The organism is Serratia sp. 2C06, from assembly GCF_050037615.1.
GTDB classification, from domain to species: domain Bacteria; phylum Pseudomonadota; class Gammaproteobacteria; order Enterobacterales; family Enterobacteriaceae; genus Serratia; species Serratia ureilytica.
The window spans coordinates 4936845-4957982 of sequence record NZ_CP188299.1; the positions used below are offsets into that span (position 1 = coordinate 4936845).

At 59.3% G+C, this 21138-nt stretch carries 15 protein-coding genes; 12 read left to right on the top strand and 3 right to left on the bottom strand.

All coding sequences use genetic code 11. The features are described from left to right. Positions 1–44: 44 nt before the first annotated feature. From ACP3TA_RS24145 to ACP3TA_RS24180, 8 genes are all read left to right on the top strand, one after another. On the top strand, positions 45–1139 hold the full coding sequence (locus tag ACP3TA_RS24145) for an ABC transporter permease (protein ID WP_033644034.1): 1095 nt from the start codon (positions 45–47) through the stop codon (positions 1137–1139). Beyond that, a complete protein-coding gene (locus ACP3TA_RS24150) occupies positions 1136–2305 on the top strand; it encodes an ABC transporter permease (protein ID WP_033644036.1) in 1170 nt (389 codons plus the stop codon). Before ACP3TA_RS24145 ends, ACP3TA_RS24150 begins: the two co-directional genes overlap by 4 nt. A gap of 354 nt (positions 2306–2659) precedes the next feature. Continuing rightward, entirely contained in the window at positions 2660–6661 is a 4002-nt protein-coding gene (locus tag ACP3TA_RS24155; RefSeq protein WP_426784466.1) for an amino acid adenylation domain-containing protein, read from the top strand. After that, positions 6658–8223, top strand: a complete 1566-nt coding sequence (locus ACP3TA_RS24160; protein WP_047025625.1) for a hypothetical protein — start codon at positions 6658–6660, stop codon at positions 8221–8223. The genes ACP3TA_RS24155 and ACP3TA_RS24160 overlap by 4 nt, the downstream gene beginning before the upstream one ends. Continuing rightward, complete coding sequence (locus ACP3TA_RS24165) at positions 8220–8654, top strand: toxin-activating lysine-acyltransferase (RefSeq protein WP_060660372.1); 435 nt, start codon at positions 8220–8222, stop codon at positions 8652–8654. Before ACP3TA_RS24160 ends, ACP3TA_RS24165 begins: the two co-directional genes overlap by 4 nt. A gap of 45 nt (positions 8655–8699) precedes the next feature. Continuing rightward, the gene (locus ACP3TA_RS24170) at positions 8700–9038 is read left to right on the top strand and encodes a hypothetical protein (RefSeq protein WP_033644039.1); all 339 of its coding nucleotides are present in this window, start codon (positions 8700–8702) and stop codon (positions 9036–9038) included. Positions 9039–9144: 106 nt separating this feature from the next. Then, the gene (gene speG, locus ACP3TA_RS24175) at positions 9145–9696 is read left to right on the top strand and encodes a spermidine N1-acetyltransferase (RefSeq protein ID WP_033644040.1); all 552 of its coding nucleotides are present in this window, start codon (positions 9145–9147) and stop codon (positions 9694–9696) included. A 203-nt stretch (positions 9697–9899) separates the two neighbouring features. Next, complete coding sequence (locus tag ACP3TA_RS24180; protein ID WP_206196269.1) at positions 9900–10121, top strand: hypothetical protein; 222 nt, start codon at positions 9900–9902, stop codon at positions 10119–10121. A 280-nt stretch (positions 10122–10401) separates the two neighbouring features. Here ACP3TA_RS24180 and pstB read toward each other — a convergent pair whose 3' ends face one another. The 3 genes from pstB to ACP3TA_RS24195 are packed head-to-tail and all read right to left on the bottom strand — an operon-like array spanning position 10402 to position 15066. Continuing rightward, positions 10402–11214 carry a phosphate ABC transporter ATP-binding protein PstB gene (gene pstB, locus ACP3TA_RS24185; protein WP_004941613.1) on the bottom strand — a complete coding sequence of 271 codons (813 nt, stop codon included), beginning with the start codon at positions 11212–11214 and terminating at the stop codon, positions 10402–10404. 28 nt (positions 11215–11242) lie between these two features. Next, a complete protein-coding gene (pstA, locus tag ACP3TA_RS24190; RefSeq protein WP_060660370.1) occupies positions 11243–12892 on the bottom strand; it encodes a phosphate ABC transporter permease PstA in 1650 nt (549 codons plus the stop codon). Beyond that, positions 12889–15066, bottom strand: a complete 2178-nt coding sequence (locus tag ACP3TA_RS24195) for an ABC transporter permease subunit (RefSeq protein ID WP_206196268.1) — start codon at positions 15064–15066, stop codon at positions 12889–12891. The genes pstA and ACP3TA_RS24195 overlap by 4 nt, the downstream gene beginning before the upstream one ends. Positions 15067–15462: 396 nt before the next feature. Here ACP3TA_RS24195 and ppk1 point away from each other — a divergent pair, with 396 nt between their 5' ends. The 4 genes from ppk1 (at position 15463) to mgtE (ending at position 20989) form a co-directional block, all read left to right on the top strand. Beyond that, positions 15463–17526 carry a polyphosphate kinase 1 gene (gene ppk1, locus ACP3TA_RS24200; RefSeq protein WP_033644044.1) on the top strand — a complete coding sequence of 688 codons (2064 nt, stop codon included), beginning with the start codon at positions 15463–15465 and terminating at the stop codon, positions 17524–17526. Between the two features lie 10 nt (positions 17527–17536). Further along, positions 17537–19087, top strand: a complete 1551-nt coding sequence (ppx, locus tag ACP3TA_RS24205; RefSeq protein ID WP_049200673.1) for an exopolyphosphatase — start codon at positions 17537–17539, stop codon at positions 19085–19087. A 182-nt stretch (positions 19088–19269) separates the two neighbouring features. Further along, positions 19270–19452, top strand: coding sequence for a YfgG family protein (locus ACP3TA_RS24210; RefSeq protein WP_206196267.1), 183 nt, complete (start codon positions 19270–19272; stop codon positions 19450–19452). A 103-nt stretch (positions 19453–19555) separates the two neighbouring features. Then, positions 19556–20989, top strand: a complete 1434-nt coding sequence (gene mgtE, locus ACP3TA_RS24215; RefSeq protein WP_206196266.1) for a magnesium transporter — start codon at positions 19556–19558, stop codon at positions 20987–20989. Positions 20990–21138 lie beyond the last annotated feature (149 nt).

Sequence of the window (21138 nt, forward strand, 5' to 3'; positions counted from 1 at the left end):
TCTGGTTGTGGCGCTCCGCCACTGAGCAGTCGAGAAGATTTATCATGATCTTGCTGTTTATCGCCAGCGGCGTCATGTTGCTGCTGCTCATGCTGACCTTTGATCGCGCCTTCAGCTTAAAGGCAAGCGATCCGCCCGGCGCAGACAACCGGCTACTGGTGCTGAATGCACTCAGTTCCCAAATGCTGCTGCCGCAGTTTTATCATCAGAAAATGAGTCAACTGCCGGCGTTGGATCGGCTGAGCTGGGGAGTTTGGGTCGGTGCTTACTATCGCCACCCCGGATGGTTCGTGCCCGCTATCGCGGTAGAAGACCAACACTACTTCGCCATGATCCCCTCTTTAAAAATAGCGCCGGGCTTACTGGAGCGTTGGCAGAATGACCGGCAAGGCGTGCTGGTCGACAGCCGTTTTGCGGCGCAATATCGCTTAAAAGCGGGCGATCGGCTGCCGCTTTCATCCGCGATTTGGAAGCTCGCGCCTAACCCCATTCTCGATCTTTACATTACTGGCATCGTTGAAGAAACCCAAACCGACACCCCTCCCGCGGTCTGGATGCATTATGACTACCTCGACAGCGTGAGACAAAATGGCAAGCGGCTGGTGAGTTTTTTTATGGCGACCCCTAAACCCGGCATGTCTGCCGAGAACCTCTCCCGGCAGATTGATGCCCTGTTTGGCGCGGAGCGGTTGCGCGGCACCACGCAGACAGCCCCCGTACGCATGCATATAAAATTGTTTATGAGTAAATTGTTCGATTTCCATCGCGTGATTTTTTGGGTCAATCTGGCGCTGTGCCTGTTATTGGCGCTGCTGCTCAGCACCAACTTCTATGTCATGACGCATAAAGCCTTGAGCGACTACCGCACCCTTAATTATCTGGGTTTTCGCAAATCACAGTTGATTAAAGCGGTTGCCGTGCAACTCGGCGCCATCACCTTGGCGGGTGCCATCGTGGGCATAGTGTTGTCGGTTATTTTTATTCTGCTGTTGCCGACGCTGTTCCCCGCCGTATTAAACGCCGTTGAGCCGCATTTCCAGGATTATGCCATCGGCCTCCTGCTGGTCTTTATTTTATCCCTGGTCTGCGCATTGCCCTCCCTCTTGCAAATCGCTCGCCTGCAGGAGGAGAGAAAATGAACCCGCGTTCATCCTCGAAAATCCACCAGCTCGGGATATTGCTGGGCATTGGATTACGCAACCTGTGGCGGCGGCCGCTTTATTTCACCGCGATTCTATCCAGCTTCATTTTTCTCGCGGTCATTGTGACATCGTTATTTTCACTGCGCGCAGGGCTGATCGGCGCGCTGGAGTCGAGTGCGGAACCCGGCCTGTATTTTGCGCAAAGCAAAGACTCCTCTTCCGAACTGACCAGCACGATAACGCGAACGCAGGCGGCGCAACTTTCGCGCTTGCCCGGCCTTGTTGCGGCTTCGCCGGAGTGGGTTGTCCTGGTGCGGCTCCGCCCAGACAACGTGGAGAAAGAGTATCTGGTGCGCGGCGTAACGCCGGCGGCATTCACGCTGATGAACGCGAACAACGGGCAACCGCTGGTCACCCTCACCCGCGGCAGAGCATTTCAGCCGGGGCAAAATGAGCTCGTCGTCGGCGCGTCATTGGCGCGGCATTATCCGGCGTTCCACGTGGGCGAGACCATACGCCTGCACGACCGCGATTGGAAAATCGTCGGTGAATTTACCACCGGCGGTTCGCCGCGGCAGTCCGAGTTCATGGCCGATCTGGAACATATCCGCACCAGCTGGGGCGCGGGACTCGATTACAACCTGGTGGCATTGACCAGCAATGTCACCTCTGTCGAGCAACTGCAACAAGCCATCCAGGGGACGCTCAATGACCGAGTCGCCATTAGCGACAGCCGAACCTACTATGCCGGCAGCAGCGAAGGGTTGGGCCAGGTGCTGCTGTGGTTCGGCCTGTTATTTTCATTGCTGGCGGGGGTGTCGGTGACTGCGGGCATCATCGCGCTGTGTGAATCGCTCATTGCCAACCAACAAGACCAGCTGGCAATAACGCTGCTGCTGGGATTCGGCAGGGTTATTGATGTGTCTTATCTCTGCCAAACCCTCTTGCTGGGCCTGGCAGGCTCTTCCATTGGCGCCTTGTTGAGCATGTTGCTGTTCAACGGCATCACGTTCACCACGTTTGGCCACGCGCATGAGCTGGTGTTCCCCATGATGGTCAGCGGAAAAATGCAGATGATCAGTATCGCTTATGGCGTATTCATCAGCTTTATCGCCTCACTGTTTGTGCTGCCGGCCATTCGCGCAGCGACAAAGGGAAAATAATGCCGGGCGCAACAGAGAGCCGGCGAAAAGCAAGCCGCGCGTCGCCGCCGGGGTGCGGCCCAATAGCGATTAAAAAATGATAGCTACTTAATTTATTGCGGTATGCCCGGCGAAACGCGGCAGAAGATTTTGCGATGACCTTGGCGATAAGGGCAAAGCAATTTCCCCCGCCGGTCATTGTCGCCAACGAAGAGCGCAGGGCATTCATTGAATGAAATCGCGCTAGGTGAAAAACCCAAAGCACTGAATATCAATTACACAGAGATATTGATTTGATTTTGCAGGCCAAAAGAAAATGGAAAGCCTGGTGACAAGGCACTTGAGTACCACTCCAGAACAGGAGCCAGAGAAAAAATGAATGATTCATCCCTTAATAATACCCCCCTGGCGGACACCCAGCAGGGCGTATGGTACGCATCGCAAGCGAGCCACTCTTCCAAACTCTATGCGACGGCGCAAGCCCTGCGCCTGCACGGTGAAATTAATCGGACATTATTGCTCAACGCCATCGAACTGGCTCTGCAGGATATTGAGGTGCTCAACCACCGTTTCCTCGATATCGATGGCACTCCGTCTTTCGGCATCCGCCAGCCTGCTGGCCGCGTGACCGTCTGCGATCTCAGCCATCACGCAGACCCGGAGGCGCTCGCCTGGCGCGCGATGGAACAGATAACGCAACGGGAACAGGGACCGGAGAATTTACATCTTCATGAACATCAGCTGTATGTTTTGAATGAACGCGAAGCGATATGGTTTTCCCGAATACACCATATCGCTTTCGACGCCTACGCCTATTCCCTGCTCCACCGCCGTGCGGGGGAGCATTACCGAGCGCTGTTGCAAAGAACGCCGCCTCTCCCCAGCCGCTTTGTCAAACTGACCACGCTCTGCCAGGACGACGTCCTCTACAGGCAGAGCGCGCAATATGCGGACGATCACCGCTACTGGATGCAGCGCTGCGCGCAGTTGCCTGCGCCGACCTTTCTGGGTGCGCCAGCGCAAGCCATGGCCGAGCACACGTTGGAAGTCGAGACCGTTATCGATACCGAGCTGGCGCTAGCCCTGGGCAGCTTCTACCAAAGCAGCGGGATCGCGTTATCCGACATCTTGCTCAGCGCGTTCGCCAGCTATTTCTCCCGCTGTCAGTCGGGCGAGCGGCAACTGTTGTTCGGCCTGCCCTGCATGGGGCGGCTTGATACTTATGGCGCCCAGGCGGCGGTCACACGCAGCAATATCCTGCCGCTTCTGCTGGATTTGCCGCAACACGCGCACTTTCGCGACGTTTGCGCCACCGTCGCCCGCAGCCGGCGCGAGCTGCTCGCGCACCAGCGCTACCGCGGAGAATGGATCGGCCGAGCCATCGGCAGGGTAGGCGATACTCTGCCCCTTTACGGCATCGAACTGAACATCTTGCCTCCGCCTGCGACGCTCGATTTTGCGGAGCTAAGCGCCACGGTCAAACATATCGCCACCGGCCCCGTACGCGATCTTAACCTCCACCTGGAACTGGGTACGGACCTGCAACCGCGCCGCCTGCGTCTTATCGCCAATGCCGCGCGCCATCATCACGCAGAGCTGCAATTGCATGTGCGGCGGCTGTTGCATTGGATCATGCAGTTGGTTGCGGCGCCGACCCTTCCGCTGCAACAACTGACGCTGCCAGCACCGGCGGAACTGGCGTTAATCGCGCAATGGAACGACACCGCCCAGCCGTTACCCGCCAACACGATCCTCGGCCTGTTCCTCAAACAGGCTCAAGCCACTCCGCATCAGCTAGCCGTGCTCGACGAAAACGAACGGCTGAGCTATTCGGCGCTGGAACTGCGCTCACGGCGGTGCGCGCATGCCCTTGAACGCCATCTGCAAGGCGCTCGCGGCCAGGTGATCGCCGTCACACTTGAACGCAGCGTAGCCTTAGAAGTGGTTCTGCTGGCCATTATGCGTGCCGGCGCCACGCTATTGCCGCTGTCGCCCGAACTGCCGACGCGGCGACAGCAAAAGATGCTCGAGCAGGCCAATGCGGCATTGCTGATAGCCGATCGCGCCGATGACGACAGGTTGCCGGACAGCGTTCCCCGGCTCGATCTCGCCGCGCTGTACTCACTAGCCGCCCATCAGGGCGACGCGGCATTGCCGCTCGTCACGCGGCAAAGCGGCGCAGATCCGGCTTATATTCTGTTCACCTCCGGTTCCAGCGGCGCCCCAAAAGGGGTGATCGTGAGCCATCTTGCCTTGGCCAATCGCCTGCAATGGATGCAGGCCGAATATCCTCTCGGAACGCAGGATCGCGTGCTGCAGAAAACGCCGGCCACCTTTGATGTGTCGATTTGGGAGTTTTTCTGGCCGCTGATCGGGGGCGCAACCTTGGTGATGGCGCGGCCCGGCGGCCATACCGATCCGGCGTACCTGCTGAATTGCATCGTGCAGCATCGCATCACAACGCTGCACTTTGTTCCATCGATGCTGGCGCTGTTTCTCGACGCCGTCGAACGCAGGCCCGAACCGCTGCCGCTGCTCAGGGTATTCGCCAGCGGGGAAGCCTTGTCGCCGGAGCTGGCCCAACGGCAGCGGACATTGCTGACGGCGCCTTTGCATAATCTTTACGGCCCGACGGAGGCCGCCATTGATGTCACTTACCACGCGCTGAGCTGCAGCGACGAGAAGCGCAGCGTGCCTATCGGCCGCCCCATTTGGAATACGCGCATCCACGTGCTGGATCCCTTCGGCAACACCACCCCCATTGGCATCGAAGGGGAATTGCACATTGAGGGCATTTGTCTCGCTGACGGCTATGCGGGCCAACCCGAGCTGACGGCAGAACGGTTTTTCGCCACGGCGGACGGCAAGCGCCTTTACCGCACGGGAGACCTGGCGCGCTGGCGCCCGAATGGCGAAATAGACTATTTGGGGCGGCTGGATCACCAGATAAAAATACACGGGCAGCGTATTGAGCTGGAGGAAATTGACGCGGTTCTCAATCGACATCCGCAGGTGCTCCAGTCCTGCGCCAACATGCATGACGGGCGCATTGTCGCCTATGTCGTGGCCAGCGGCGCCGAGGCCGATGAAAAAGCCTTACTAGCGCTCTGCCGGGAATATCTCCCTGCCTACATGCTGCCGCAGTGCCTGGTGTTTCTCTCCGAACTGCCGCTCAGCCGCAATGGCAAACTGGATAGAAAAGCGCTGCCCGCTCCGCAAAGCCCGCAATCACAGGGCGGTGGCATTCCCTCCTCCCTGACGGAGCAACGGCTGTGCGAATATTTTGCCGATGCGCTGCGCCTGCCTGCCGTGGCGCCTGAAGCCAACTTCTTCGAACTGGGAGGCAACTCGCTGAGCGCCGTTGATGTCGCCGCCCGCATTAACGCCGGCCTGGGTTGGCAAATCACCATCGCCAGTATCTTTGCTCATCCTTCAGCCCGGGCGCTGGCCGAACAAGGCCAGCACTCAGCGCCGGATATGCTCGATGCCACACTGCTGCTGCGCCCTGGCGCCGGCGCTTCGCAAAACGCGCTGCCGACGCTGTTTTGCATCCATCCGGCCGGTGGCATCGCCTGGTGTTACAGCGGCCTGGCGCGTTTTCTCAAAACGCCGTGTGAAATCGTCGGCTTGCAAGCTCAAGGCCTGACGCCGGGCAGCAATATCACCCGAACGATGGATGAAATGGCCGCAGAATATGCCAGGCGCATACGCGCCCATCAGCCCGAGGGGCCTTACTGGATCATCGGGTGGTCGGTTGGCGGCATGATCGCCCACAATGTCGCCATCCACCTAGAGCAACAAGATCAGCAGGTCGAATTGCTGGCGATGATGGATGCCTATCCCAGCGATCTGTGGCGACGCTTCGCTTTTGAAACGCTCAATGGCGAAGAGGAGGAGAGCCTGGCGCTGGCCGCCCTGTTGTTCATTGCGGGCATCGCCTTGCCCTTCGATCAAGAATTGCCTTCGCTGGTCGTGCCGAAAGGCGAGATCCTGCAACGCGCGGAAACAATCGCCCTGTTGCGAAAACACGGCAGCGCCCTGGCCAGTCTGGATGACGGCACGCTCGACCGCTTGATTGACGTGGTGATTAATAGCCGCCGCCTGGTCGGCCAGTCGGAACACGGCCACTTCTACGGTAATTTGCTGTTCTTCACGGCAGCAGCGCCGCGCGCAGAAGACTGGTTGGATTTGGAGGCCTGGCGCCCCTATGTACATGGACGAATACAAAATATCGACATCGACTGCGATCACCCCGCGATGGCCAGGGCGGAAGCATTGCGCGATATCGCCGGGCATCTGGACGCCGCTTTTGCTCGTTTCGCGCAGCGCACGTCCGTATCAGAACTGAACTACACCATAGAGTACATCACCCAATGAGCGATTCTTTTTTACTTAAGGACCTGGCGGAAAATTTAGTGCCTTTCACGGCACACCGGGTTACGTCCTCTCTCATTTGGTCCGCCGAAGAAAAGGCAGACGGCGAAGCGCTGCACGCCGCGTGCAGCTATCTGGTCACTCCCGATACGCCAGGCGCCGTCAAAGTTTTCCACGCGGAACGTTACGGCGGAGGCGGTATTCAACGTAACGGCGGCGGCGCCCGCTGCGGTTTTGATGGCCGTTACCAGGTGAAAGGAATCGGTGCTAATCCGCTGGTCGGGCAAGGTTCGGATTGGTATCACTCCAATGGCGAACTGCGCGCCGAACAGGCGATCTATGAAGCCCTATGGAGCGAAATGCTGGCGCAGACGTTGCCTTATGGCGCCGCGCGCACCCACGCGATTTTGCTCACCGACAGCTATACCCATGGGGATTTCACCCGCACAAAGGGCCGCTCTCGCCGCGCCCTTCTGGTTCGCGAGCCCCTGGTCCGCCCGGCACATTTTGAACGAACGCCCTACTTCCGGCCCAAAGCGGAATATGCAGGGCAGCTCATGCATGACGTTCAACGGGTTAAATCCGTGCTTCGCCGCCTGCCGGACTATTTGCCGGTCCCCACCGCGGGCTTCAGCGAACAGGCCGCTCGCGATCCGCGGCGCCGCTGCCTTGAGGGGATGTATGAGCTCACCAAACGTCTGGCTCGGCAAATGGCGTTTTGCCGCACCCGCTTCCTGATGTTGACCACCTCATCCTCCAACATCACCATGGACGGTAGGGTATTGGATTTTAACGGGCTAACCTGTTTATTCCCCAGCGATCATCGTTACGATTTCGAATACCAGCTCAAGTTTGCACAATTGATGAGAGAACCGGCAATCATTCAGAACAGCCTATCCGAGCTGTGCTTCTACCTTGGGAAGTACCTGTTTGATCGGCCTTTCATTGCCATCGCCCAGCAACAGGTAAAAACCTATTTCTGGCATTTTTTTCAGCAGGCCTGTTGCCGCGGCTATTTGACGCTACTGGGCATTCCCATCGACCTGCTCTCACCGGCGGAGACGCCAAAACCCTTAGAGAGGCTGGCAAACAGTTTCCTGCAGCTGCTTATCCACCGTTGCCGAAAGCTCTATGTCTCAGCGGAAATGGCGGGAGACGAATCGCCGCTGGAACGTTTGGTCGTGACCTTGATTCGCTGCAGCCAAGGGCACCCCGTCCCCACGCATGACGATTTCTCACGGGATGCGCGTTTTATGGGCACCCTGCGCGCTTTCTCGCAGGTCAATCATTGGTTGGTCGAAACCTGCCGCGCCCAGGGAATCGATGCCACCGTTATTCAGAAAGGCATGGCGCAACAGGCTCGCCTCAGGCTGCGGCCCCGCCCCCAGTGCGGGAAAATACAGATGCTCAACGAAATCACGGCTCTGGTGGAGGCCAATGGTGATGACGACCAACGCTTGCGGCAACTGTTAACCGACATGCGGATAAAGGCGGTGGCCTTCGCCAAAGAAACCTTTGGCGGGCAGCCGCTTGTCATCCCCTCCAGGAGAAATGAACCAGCATGACGCTCTATATTCGAGAAACCGCCGGCGGCCAAGAACAATGGTCAGACTATGAGCAGCTTGGTTTTGCCGTGAGCTGCATGTTACATCACCGAAATTACAGCCTTCATCCGATAAAAAGCGTTCAAGAGCGCTTGATATTTGCCATACAGCACGGGCAGATCAAGTTTCTTTTCGACACCAATGACCAACCGCTGGCCTATGTTCTCTGGGCCTGTCTGACGGAGGACACCGAAACGCAATTGCAACGCGATCCGGGGTTCCCACTTCACCCTTCCGAATGGAATGAGGGAGACAGGATATGGCTGCTCGATTTTTGTTGCAGGCCCGGTTTCGCACCTCAGGCAATCAAGCGCTTCAACAAGCTCAAACCCTGGGGAGAGGGCCAGGTGCGCTGGCAGAACAGAAAGAGAAAGGTAATGACGCTGGCCTGATCCGCACGGCCCGCTCCTTAAATAAAACGAATGGAGAGCCCCTCGATGGACGGATTTGTACTCATGGCGATCAAACGAATCGCGGTAGAAACGGCATTTTTCTGTGAAGGCCCCTATGACAGCGATAACGGATTTGAGCGTCTGATGGCCTGTAAAACCCGCAGCGACTTGAACAATAGCGCGTTTGGCGATGTCTTCCTGCATTCGTTTCTTCGCGGCAAAAGCGTGGAAGAAATAAAAAGCGTTGTCCTAAATTCGGCAATTCAATTGATTGTTGCGATTAAAAAAGTATCGGCGGAAATCGCCGAACAAATTTTATTGCAGACTCCATTGCCACCAGAGGCCATAAGTGTCGCCAGGCCAGCTAATACCTGCACCGTCTGAAGTCTGAACCTTGCCTAAACGGCGCCCACGCGGCGCCGTTTTTTTTCGCCTTCATCCATTCTGTGAAGTTATACTTTGCACAATTTCACGGCACAGAGGAGCCCACATGTCCAGCACTGCCAGCGTCAGGTTACGCCCATTGGAACGGGACGATCTGTCGTTCGTCCACCAGATGGACAACAACGCCAGCGTTATGCGCTATTGGTTTGAAGAACCCTACGAAGCCTTTGTCGAACTTTCCGATCTCTACGACAAACACATCCACGATCAGAGCGAGCGCCGCTTTATCATCGAGCACGAAGGCGCCAAGGTCGGCCTGGTGGAACTGGTGGAGATCGATCACATCCACCGCCGCGCAGAATTCCAGATCATCATCGATCCCGCCCACCAGGGCAAAGGCTACGCCAGCACCGCCGCCCGCCTGGCGATGGACTACGGCTTCTCGGTGCTGAACCTGTACAAGCTGTACCTGATCGTCGACAAGGAGAACCCGAAGGCGATCCACATCTACAGCAAGCTGGGCTTTAACGTGGAAGGCGAGCTGATCGACGAGTTCTTCGTCAACGGCGAATACCGCACCGTGCTGCGCATGTGCATCTTCCAGCCGCAATATCTGGCGAAGTTCAAAACGCCGGGCGATAAGCCGCTGGTGAAGTGACGGTCTGCGAGAAAAAAGAGAAAACCCGCGCTGGCGGGTTTTTTATTGGCGAATAACCGGCTAGTATTCGGTGATGCCATTTTTACCGGAAAATGAGCTGATAAAAAAGCCAAGAGCGTATTTAACCGGAATAGTGGATGAAACAGTAACGCACCGCAATAACAAGAACCTTTCCTCTGAATTTCTACGAAGGAGTAACGTAAATGGCTAAAGTTTCAAACCTGCTGCTTTTTATCGGCCTGGCGATGTTTACCATCGCCGTAACCCTGAATATATATAGCGGCTACACGTCCGCAGATCCCAACAGCACCCCGCTGTTTTCCCCGCTCTGGTGGACGCGCTGGTTCCCGCTCTATGCCTCGGGCGCTGCGTTGCTGTTGGTGGGGTTGGTATTGCGGGTTACGGCTAAAGGCCGCGCGCATTAAGGATTACCATTTCAGCACCGCCGAGCCCGCCACAGCTATTATCGACATGAGCAATTATATTGATCATCATCGACAACATAATTGTGGTTGATAATAAATTGCAGAGAATGGATTGAATTCCACATGATGAAAAATGAATAAAACAAACTCGCCGGCAATCAGACTTATGCCATGCCTTAATTCATGCCGGCTTAATGCGCGGGTAAAATAAAACAGCAGACGCAGGCCGACTGCAACGGCCATTGCCGGCGACGGAGCGAAAACCTCCGTCGCTCATCCCTCACCCATACCGCCCGGTAATATAATCCTCGGTGCGGCGCTGACGCGGCGAAGTGAAGATGGCGTCGGTGTCGTTGTACTCCACCAGCCGCCCCTGATGAATAAAGGCGGTGTAGTCGGAGACGCGCGCCGCTTGCTGCATGTTGTGCGTCACCAGCACCACGCTATAGCGCTGCTTCAGCGCGGAAATCAGCTCTTCGATGGTCAGCGTGGAGATCGGATCCAGCGCCGAGGTCGGCTCGTCGAGCAGCAATACTTCCGGCTCGATGGCGATGGCGCGCGCGATCACCAGGCGCTGCTGCTGGCCGCTGGACAAGCGGAACGCATTTTCGCGCAGCCGGTCCTTCACCTCATGCCACAGCGCGGCGGCGCGCAGCGAACGCTCCACCGCTTCATCCAGCAAGCGCCGGTCGCGCACGCCCTGCAGGCGCAGGCCGTACACCACGTTTTCATAGATCGATTTCGGGAACGGGTTCGGCCGCTGGAACACCATGCCCACCCGCCGCCGCAACGCCGCCACGTCGATCTGCGCGCCGGAGATCGCCGCGCCGTTCAGCTGCAGTTCGCCCTCGATGCGGCAGTTGTCCACCAGATCGTTCATGCGGTTGAAACAGCGCAGCAGCGTCGATTTGCCGCAGCCCGAAGGGCCGATCAGGGCCGTCACCCGGTGTTTCGGGATACGCAGCGAGATATCGTGCAGCACCTGTTTGTCACCATAAAACAGGTTCAGGCCGTTGACCGCCAGCGCGGTCTGTTCATCGTCGAGATGCTGGACATCCAGCCGGGGCAAACTGCCTGGCGTCATCAAACCCATTACGCACTCCCCAAAAATAGCGTCATTGTTACTGCGACCATGCTCGGTACCGCTCCCTCAGCGAATGGCGGATGCCCATCGCCGCCAGATTCAAACTCACCACGATCGTCACCAGCAAGAAGGCGGTGGCGAACACCAACGGCCGCGCCGCCTCCACGCTCGGGCTCTGGAATGCCATATCGTAGATCTGGAAGCTCAAATGCATGAACTTCCGCTCAAGGTGCAGATACGGGAAAATCTCGTCCACCGGCAGCACCGGCACCGATTTCACGACCCCCACCAGCATCAGCGGCGCGGTCTCCCCGGCGGCGCGCGCCACCGCCAGGATCAGACCGGTCATCATCGCCGGCGCCGCCATTGGCAGCACGATGCGCCACAGCGTCTCGGCCCGGCTGGCCCCCAGCGCCATCGAGCCCTGCCGCAGCGAGGTGGGTATGCGCGACAGCCCTTCCTCGGTGGCGACGATCACCACCGGCAGCGTCAGCAGCGCCAGCGTCAGCGCCGCCCACAGCACGCCGGGCGTGCCGAAGGTCGGGTTGGGCAGGGATTCAGGATAGAACAGCTGATCGAGCGTGCCGCCTATCATATAGACGAAGAAGCCGAGGCCGAATACGCCATAGACGATCGAGGGCACGCCGGCCAGATTGACCACCGCGATGCGGATCACCCGCGTCAGCAGATTGTTGCCGGCATATTCGTGCAGATACACCGCCGCGATCACGCCAAACGGCATCACCACGATCGACATCAGGATCACCATCAACACCGTGCCGAAAATGGCCGGAAACACCCCGCCCTCGGTATTCGCCTCACGCGGGCTGTCGATGAGAAACTTCTTCACCTGCTCGCCCCAGTGCGCCAGCTTCTCGGAGGTGCTCATGGCGTTCGGGTACCAGGCATCGCGCACCTGGCTGAGCGGAATGGTCAACGTCTGCCCGTGCATGTCGCGCAGCAGCAACGCGTCGCGCTGGCGATCGCGGTTCAGCCCCGCCAGACGTTCGGACAACAGCTGATACTGCCGCTGCAGCTCCAGCCGCTCGGCCTTGATCGCGTCCTGCGCGCGGGCGTCCAGTTTATCGTCGCGCTGCAGGCGCTTTTCCCGCAGCCGCAACGCGTCAAACTGCTGATTGATGCGCGCCATGTCGCGGAATTGAATGTCGTGCGCCTGGCGCGAGAGCGCGGCGATTTGCGGCAGGCGCTGCTGCAACGCCTGCCCCAGATTGCGGCCGGTCAGCGGTTGCCCGTCTTCCAGCAGCCCCGCCAGATAGCCGTAAGCGGTGCCGTGGCTGTCGCGTTCCAGCACCAGCAGGCTGCGCGGCGCGCTTTGACTGCGGATATCGCTGGCCAGCAAGGTGCGGAAATCCTGCCCCTCGCGCTCGCGGTTGCCGACCTTAATCAGATAACGTTCGACGTTCTGCGCCTCGCCCGGCGGCGTGACGCCCGCCTCGGCCAACTGGCGCCGGGAAATGCTTTGTTGCTGGTACAACTCGCCGATCACCGTCACCGGCCCGGCACCGTTCTGATTCAGTTCGAACTGATAAACCGGGCTCGGCCAGAAATAGCGCATCCCCTGCCCGGCCAGCAGCAACAGAATGCCGATCAGCGCCAGCAGGCTGACGGCGACCGAACCGGCGGTCAGCCACACCCACGGCGACCCGCTCTTCACCCAGCTTTTCATGGCGCCTCCTGATTCGGCGTGTAGCGCTTGCGCAGCCGCAGGCGCACCGCCTCCGCCAGCGTGTTGAACACGAAGGTGAAGACAAACAGCACCAGCGCAGTCAGGAACAGCACGCGGTAATGGCTGCTGCCGGAAACCGCCTCCGGCATTTCGATGGCGATATTGGCCGCCAGCGCTCGCAGCCCCTGGAACAGGCTGCCGTCAATAATCGGCGTGTTGCCGGTGGCCATCAGCACGATCATGGTTTCCCCCACCGCGCGGCCAAAGCCGATCATCAGCGCGGAGAAAATGCCGGCGCTGGCGGAAGGCAGCACCACCTTGATCACCGTCTGCCATTGGGTGGCGCCCAGCGCCAAAGAACCCTGGCTCAGGGTGGCCGGCACGCTGAACAGCGCGTCCTCCGCCAGCGAGAAGATGATCGGCACCAGCGCGAAGCCCATCGCCACGCCCACCACCAGCGCATTGCGCTGGTCATAATTATCCCCCAGCCAGAAATGCAGCGGCTCACCGAACAGCGCCACCTCCAGCCACGGCCCCAGGCTGAACGCCAGCCACACCGTCAACGCCAGCAGCGGCAACAGCAACAGCAACAGCAGATCGACGCCCGGCCGGCAGCGCGGCATAAAGCGATGGGTCAACGCGCCGCACAGCAGCACCGCCGCCGCCAGCAGCAGCGGCAACGCCAGCACCGCCAACAGATACTGCTCGATGATCGGCGCCAGCCAGATGCCGGCCACCAGCCCGATCACCACCGTCGGCAGCGCGCCCATCACTTCGATAGCCGGTTTGATCACTCGCCGCAGCCCCGGCGTCATAAAGTAAGCGGTATAGATGGCGCCGGCCAACGCCAGCGGGATGGCGAACAGCATCGCGTAAGCCGCCGCCTTGAAGGTGCCGAAGATCACCGGCATCAGGCTGAATTTAGGTTGGTAGCTGTCTTCGCCGGAGGTGGACTGCCAGACATAGGCCGGCTGCGGGTAGTTCTCATACCACACCTTGCCCCACAGCGAACGCCAGGTGACGTCCGGATACGGGTTGTCGAGCGCATAGCGCTGCCAGCCCTGCGCGCTCTCCAGCAGCAGGCCATCGCCGCGCGGCGCGAACGCCATTTGCCGCACCTCGGCGCCCAAACGGGTATTCAGCAGCGGCTGGGATTGGATCGTGGAGAATAACGAGAAGCCGCCATCGGGCCGCAGGGTGGCGAACACCCGGCGATAAGGTTCAGCCACCGTCAGCTCCTGCCCGTCGGCGTCGTGGTCGAAATGCTGCACCGGCGTCAGTCGCCAGCGCTGCTCTTTTTCCACCTCAAACCACTCGCGCAGGTTGCCGTCGGCGCCCTTGATCAGCAGCGCGCTGCCGCCGGGCAGCGCCGTCATCTGGTACGGGGCGTGTTCGCCCAAGGTGCGCGTTTCACGCAGTTGCAGCTGCGCGCCGTCGATCTGGTAACGCGCCAGCCGGTTGCCCGCCAGCAGGTAAAGCTGGCGGCCATCCGGCGTCAGCACCAACTGCCCTGCGTCGTGTTCCAGCGGACGTTCGCTGAACTGCGGCGGCCGATCCGGGCTGAAACGGCCGAACACCAGCCGCCGATCGTCGGTCACCCCGGCCAGCAGATACTGCCCGCGATGCGCGTCCGCCAGCGACAACAGCTTCAGCGGCTTGCGCTGCGGATCCAGCGCCAGCGGCGGTTGCCCGAGCGGGAACAGCCACTGCGGCCGGCCGTTTTCCGCCGTGGCGAAATCCGCGCGCGCCACCACCAACCGGCCGTCGGCCTGCGCCAGTGCAAACAGATCGCGCTCTCCGGCGGCCTGCGCGAGCAGCGCCGGTTTGGCCAGCAGCGTTTGCTGCGCCAGCGGTGTCTGGGCCTGGCCGCTCGGCGCCGGCGACAGACGATAAAATTGCCCCGTGCCCTGCGCATCGATGCGATAACCGACGCGCTGCTGCACGTCCATGCCCAGCGCCAGCGCCGGGGAAGACGCCACAATCGGCAGCGGCTGAACTTGCCCAAGCGAGGCCGGTTTGAACAGCGGCAGCACCGCAAACAGCAGATAAACGAAGATCAGCATCAACGTCATCAGCACCATCAGCCCGCAGGCGGTCACTGCCGCCTGCACGCCGCGGTCGATGCGCCCGCGCAGGCGATCTCGGGGATGTTGATTTGCCGTCGTCTGTGTCATGTGTCTCGCTGTCGCTGATGTAATCGGGCTTACGCCGTAAGATAACCGGGCATCTTATGTCAGTTTTATGACGTTTGCATGACAAAGTTACCCGACTCAACCCAGGTTTTTTACACTGCCAACAGACAATATGAATTTGATATATTGCTGAAAAATGACCATAAACACGCTTTATAACGCCAAGAATAAGCCTGCTAACCGTCATTTCATGCTGATCGTTTCACTGCCGGGCATCCCGCCGCGGGGAAAATTTATTGTCGGCGAAAAACGCCGCGCGCCAACGCAATGGATATGTTGGACTTTCCTGTCAATCTCTCGCAATAATGATGAAGGACACTAGAGCGGCATCCGGGCGCTGCGTCCCGGATCCTATTCTAAAATTGAACTGGAGTGGCAATGGGTCAGGAAAAGCTCTACATCGAAAAAGAACTAAGCTGGTTATCCTTTAATGAACGCGTGTTGCAGGAAGCCGCAGATAAGAGCAATCCCCTGATTGAACGAATGCGTTTTCTGGGCATTTACTCCAACAACCTCGACGAGTTCTATAAAGTCCGCTTCGCCGATCTCAAACGCCGCATCCTGATCAGCGAAGAGCAGGGCTCCGCCGGCGCCTCGCGCCACCTGCTGAAAAAGATCCAGGCCAAGGTGCTGAAAACCGATCAGGAATTCGACGGCCTGTACAACGATCTGCTGCTGGAAATGGCGCGCAACCAGATCTTCCTGATCAACGAACGCCAGGTGTCCGAAAACCAGCAAATCTGGCTGCGCCAGTATTTCAAACAGCATCTGCGCCAGCACATCACGCCGATCCTGATCAACCACGACACCAATCTGGTGCAGTTCCTGAAAGACGATTACACCTATCTGGCGGTGGAAATTATCCGCGGCGCGCGCACCGACTATGCGCTGCTGGAAATCCCGTCGGACAAAGTGCCGCGCTTCGTCAATCTGCCGCCGGAAGCGCCGCGCCGCCGCAAGCCGATGATCCTGCTGGACAACATTCTGCGTTACTGCCTGGATGAGATTTTCAAAGGCTTCTTCGACTACGACGCGCTCAACGCCTATTCGATGAAGATGACCCGCGACGCCGAGTACGATCTGGTGACCGAAATGGAATCCAGCCTGCTGGAACTGATGTCCTCCAGCCTGAAACAGCGCCTCACCGCCGAACCGGTGCGCTTCGTTTATCAGCGCGACATGCCGAACGAGATGGTGGAACTGCTGCGCGGCAAGCTGGGCATCTCCAACTACGATTCGGTGATCGCCGGCGGCCGCTATCACAATTTTAAAGACTTCATCAGCTTCCCGAACGTCGGCAAGGCCAACCTGGTCAACAAGCCGCTGCCGCGCCTGCGCCACATCTGGTTCGACGGTTTCCGCAACGGCTTCGACGCCATTCGCGAAAAAGACGTGCTGCTCTACTACCCGTACCACACCTTTGAACACGTGCTGGAGCTGCTGCGCCAGGCGTCGTTCGATCCGAGCGTGCTGGCGATCAAAATCAACATCTACCGCGTGGCAAAAGACTCGCGCATCATCGAATCGATGATCCACGCCGCGCACAACGGCAAAAAGGTCACGGTGGTGGTCGAGCTGCAGGCGCGCTTCGACGAAGAGGCCAACATTCACTGGGCGAAGCGCCTGACCGAAGCCGGCGTACACGTGATCTTCTCGGCGCCGGGGCTGAAAATCCACGCCAAACTGTTCCTGATTTCGCGCCGTGAAGGCGATGAAATTGTGCGCTATGCTCATATCGGCACCGGCAACTTTAACGAAAAAACCGCGCGCATCTATACCGACTATTCGCTGCTGACCGCCGACTCACGCATCACCAACGAAGTGCGCCGGGTGTTCAACTTTATCGAGAACCCCTACCGGCCGGTCACCTTCGACAACCTGATGGTGTCGCCGCAGAACTCGCGCCTGAAGCTGTATGAGCTGATCGACAACGAAATCGCCAACGCCCAGGCCGGGGAACAGGCCGGCATTATGTTGAAAATAAATAATCTGGTGGATAAAGGGCTGGTAGATCGGTTATATACCGCGTCCGGCGCCGGCGTGAAGATCCGCCTGCTGGTGCGGGGCATGTGTTCCCTGATTCCCAACCTGCCGGGGATCAGCGACAATATTCAGGTGATCAGCATCGTCGATCGCTTTTTGGAACACGATCGGGTTTACGTTTTCGACAACAAAGGTGACAAACGGGTGTATCTGTCCTCCGCCGACTGGATGACCCGCAACATAGATTACCGTATCGAAGTGGCGGTATCGCTGCTGGATCCGGCGCTGAAACAGCGCGTTCTGGACATTCTGGAGATCCTGTTCAGCGATACGGTCAAGGCCCGTTATGTGGATAAAGAACTGAGCAACCAGTACGTGCCGCGCGGCAACCGTCGCAAAGTGCGTGCCCAGGTGGCTATTTACGAGTACTTAAAAGCTCTGGAACAACCAGGACAGTAGGCCAGCAACTATGCCGCTAAAAAACACTGCAACGAACAAACCGCAGGAAATCGCCGCCATCGACCTCGGGTCGAACAGTTTCCACATGGTGATCGCCCGCGTCGTCAACGGCGCCTTACAGGTATTGGGCCGTTTAAAACAGCGGGTGCATCTCGCCGACGGATTGGACAGCAACAACGTACTCAGTGAAGAGGCGATAGAGCGCGGCCTGGCCTGCCTGGCCCTGTTTGCCGAACGGCTGCAGGGCTTCCCGGCGGATAACGTCACCATCGTCGGGACGCACACCCTGCGTCAGGCGGTGAACGCCGAAGTGTTCCTCAAGCGCGCCGCCAAAGTGATCCCCTACCCGATAGAAATCATCGCCGGCCAGGAAGAAGCGCGCCTGATCTTCATGGGCGTGGAGCACACTCAGCCGGAGAAAGGCCGCAAGCTGGTGATCGACATCGGCGGCGGCTCCACCGAGCTGGTGATCGGCGAAGACTTCGAGCCGCTGCTGGCGGAAAGCCGCCGCATGGGCTGCGTCAGCTTCGCCCAGCTGTTCTTCCCGGGCGGCGAGATCAGCAAAAACAACTTCCGCCGCGCGCGGCTGGCGGCGGCGCAGAAGCTGGAAACGCTGGCCTGGCAGTACCGCATTCAGGGCTGGCAGTATGCGCTGGGCGCTTCGGGCACCATCAAGGCCGCCCACGAAGTGCTGGTGGCGATGGGGGAAAAAGACGGTCTCATCACCCTGGATCGCCTGGAAATGCTCGCCGAGCAGGTGCTGCAGTTCAAAAGCTTCAGTTCACTGAGCCTGCCGGGGCTGTCGGAAGATCGCCAATCGGTGTTCGTACCGGGGCTGGCTATCCTGTGCGGCGTGTTCGATGCGCTGGCGATCCGCGATCTGCGCCTGTCCGACGGCGCGCTGCGCGAAGGCGTGCTGTATGAAATGGAAGGCCGTTTCCGCCACCAGGACATCCGCAGCCGCACCGCCAAGAGCCTGGCCGATCACTACAACATCGATCGCGAGCAGGCCAAGCGGGTGCTGGAAACCACCGAGCTGCTCTATTCGCAGTGGATGGCGCAGAACACCAAGCTGGCGCATCCGCAGCTGGAAGCCCTGCTGAAATGGGCCGCCATGCTGCACGAGGTGGGGCTGAGCATCAACCACAGCGGCATGCACCGCCATTCGGCCTACATTCTGCAAAACTCCAACCTGCCTGGCTTCAACCAGGAACAGCAGCTGCTGCTGGCGGCGCTGGTGCGCTTCCACCGCAAGGCGATCAAGCTGGAAGAGCTGCCTCGCCTCAACCTGTTCAAGAAGAAACACTACCTGCCGCTGATCCAGCTGCTGCGTCTGAGCACCCTGCTCAACAACCAGCGTCAGTCGACCACCACGCCGGAAACGCTGCGCCTGACCACCGACGACAACCACTGGACGCTGCGCTTCCCGGCCGGCTACCTGGCGCAGAACAACCTGGTGCAGCTCGATTTCGAACGCGAGCAGGCCTACTGGAACGACGTCGTCGGCTGGAAGCTGCTGATCGACGAAGAAGGCTCGCAAGACGAACAGCGCTCCGCCTGATCCCCCCGCCCCCTGCCAGACAGGGGGTTTTTCTTTCCGCCCTCGCCCCGACAACCTAAACGAAACCCTAATGCGCCGTGCCGCACGCCGGAAAAAAATGGACAACTTTTGTCATCAGCGCCTAAAATCCGGTTACAAATTCTCGAGCGAATAACACAGGATACCGGCATACCGGGTGATATATGCGCAAGAAAACCACCGGACAGATGACGAAGATAGTGTTGTTTATCAGCTTTATCATTTTAGTCGGCCGACTGCTGTACGCCGCCGTGGTGGCGGTGCCTCATCATCAGGAAAAAAAGCAGGCCGCTGCGCAAAACGCCACCGAAGTCAGCGCGCCGCAACAGGACGCCTCCTCTGAATAACCGCCGCGCCCCGTCCGTTTCATAAAAATGACTCCGGCACTCGCTATGCTCTATCTTTTAATGAGCCTGCGTCAGGAACGCCGAGCGCCCGTTAAGGAACACCATGTCAGCCGCAACCCATAACGTCAAAAAAGTCGCTGAACACCGCCAGCGCATTCTCACTCTGTTGTTGAACAATAAGGAATTGGTCGACGGCATTCTCGGCCGGCCAGGGGATGAGCACGCCCTCAGCCAAAGCGAACTGCTGAACCAGACGGCGGAAATCACCGGCCTGTTGGACGACATGCACGCCGCCGACCTGGCGGACCTGCTGGAAGCGCTGCCGCAGGATGAACGTATGGCGCTGTGGCGGCTGGTGGGCAACAGCAAGCGCGGCCAGACGCTGGTGGAGGTCGCCGAGCCGGTCTGGGACAGCCTGATCGAGGAAATGAGCGACAAAGACCTGCTCAAAGCGATCAAAACGCTGGACGTCGACGAGCAGGCCTACCTGGCGCAATACCTGCCGCGTAACCTGATGGGCCGGTTGCTGACCTCGCTGGAGCCGGAGCAGCGTGCCCAGGTGCGCGAGATGAGCCAGTACGCCAAAGACAGCGTCGGCTGGATGATGGATTTCGAACTGGTGACGGTGCGGCCGGACGTCACGCTCGGCGCGGTACATCGCTTCTTGCGCATGCGTAAAACCATTCCCGACGCCACCGATAAACTGTTCGTCACCGATCGCAAAAATACCCTGCTGGGCGAACTGCCGCTCACCGCGGTGCTGCTGAACGATCCGGAGATCCCGGTACGCGAAGTGATGGACAGCGACCCCGCCACCTTTCAGCCTGAGGACAAGGCCGATGAAGCGGCGGGCGCGTTCGAACGTTATGACCTGATCAGCGCCCCGGTGGTTGACGCAAAAGGCAAACTGATGGGCCGCCTGACCATCGAAGAGATCGTCGACGCCGTCAACGAAGAGAGCGACACCAACCTGCGCCGCATGGGCGGTTTGAGCCCGGAAGAAGACGTGTTCGCCCCGGTCAGCAAGGCGGTCAAGACCCGCTGGGCCTGGCTGGCGATCAACCTCTGTACCGCGTTCGTCGCCTCGCGCGTGATTGGCCTGTTCGAACACACCATTTCCCAGTTGGTGGCGCTGGCGGCGCTGATGCCGATCGTCGCTGGCATCGGCGGCAACACCGGCAACCAAACCATCACCATGATTGTGCGCGCGCTGGCGCTGCACCAGATTGAAGTCGGCAACATCTCGCGCCTGATGCTCAGGGAGCTGGGCGTCGCCATCATCAACGGCGTGGTGTGGGGCGGCATCATGGGCGTGATCACCTGGCTGCTGTACGACGACGCGGCGATGGGCGGCGTGATGACGCTGGCGATGCTGCTCAACCTGCTGCTGGCGGCGCTGATGGGCGTGGTGATCCCGATGACCATGCTCAAACTGGGCCGCGATCCGGCGGTCGGCTCGAGCGTGCTCATCACCGCGCTGACCGACACCGGCGGCTTTTTCATCTTCCTCGGCCTCGCCACTCTGTTCCTGCTGTAATACGCCAAAAGCCGGCCTCGCGCCGGCTTTTTCGTCATTCTGTCGCCGGGCTGGCGTTAACGCAGTAAAGTCGGGCTTCCCGGTAGGTTTTCCTCTCGCGCTGTACTACCCTTTGCCAATAAATCGTCTTAATTCATCCACGTCATGAA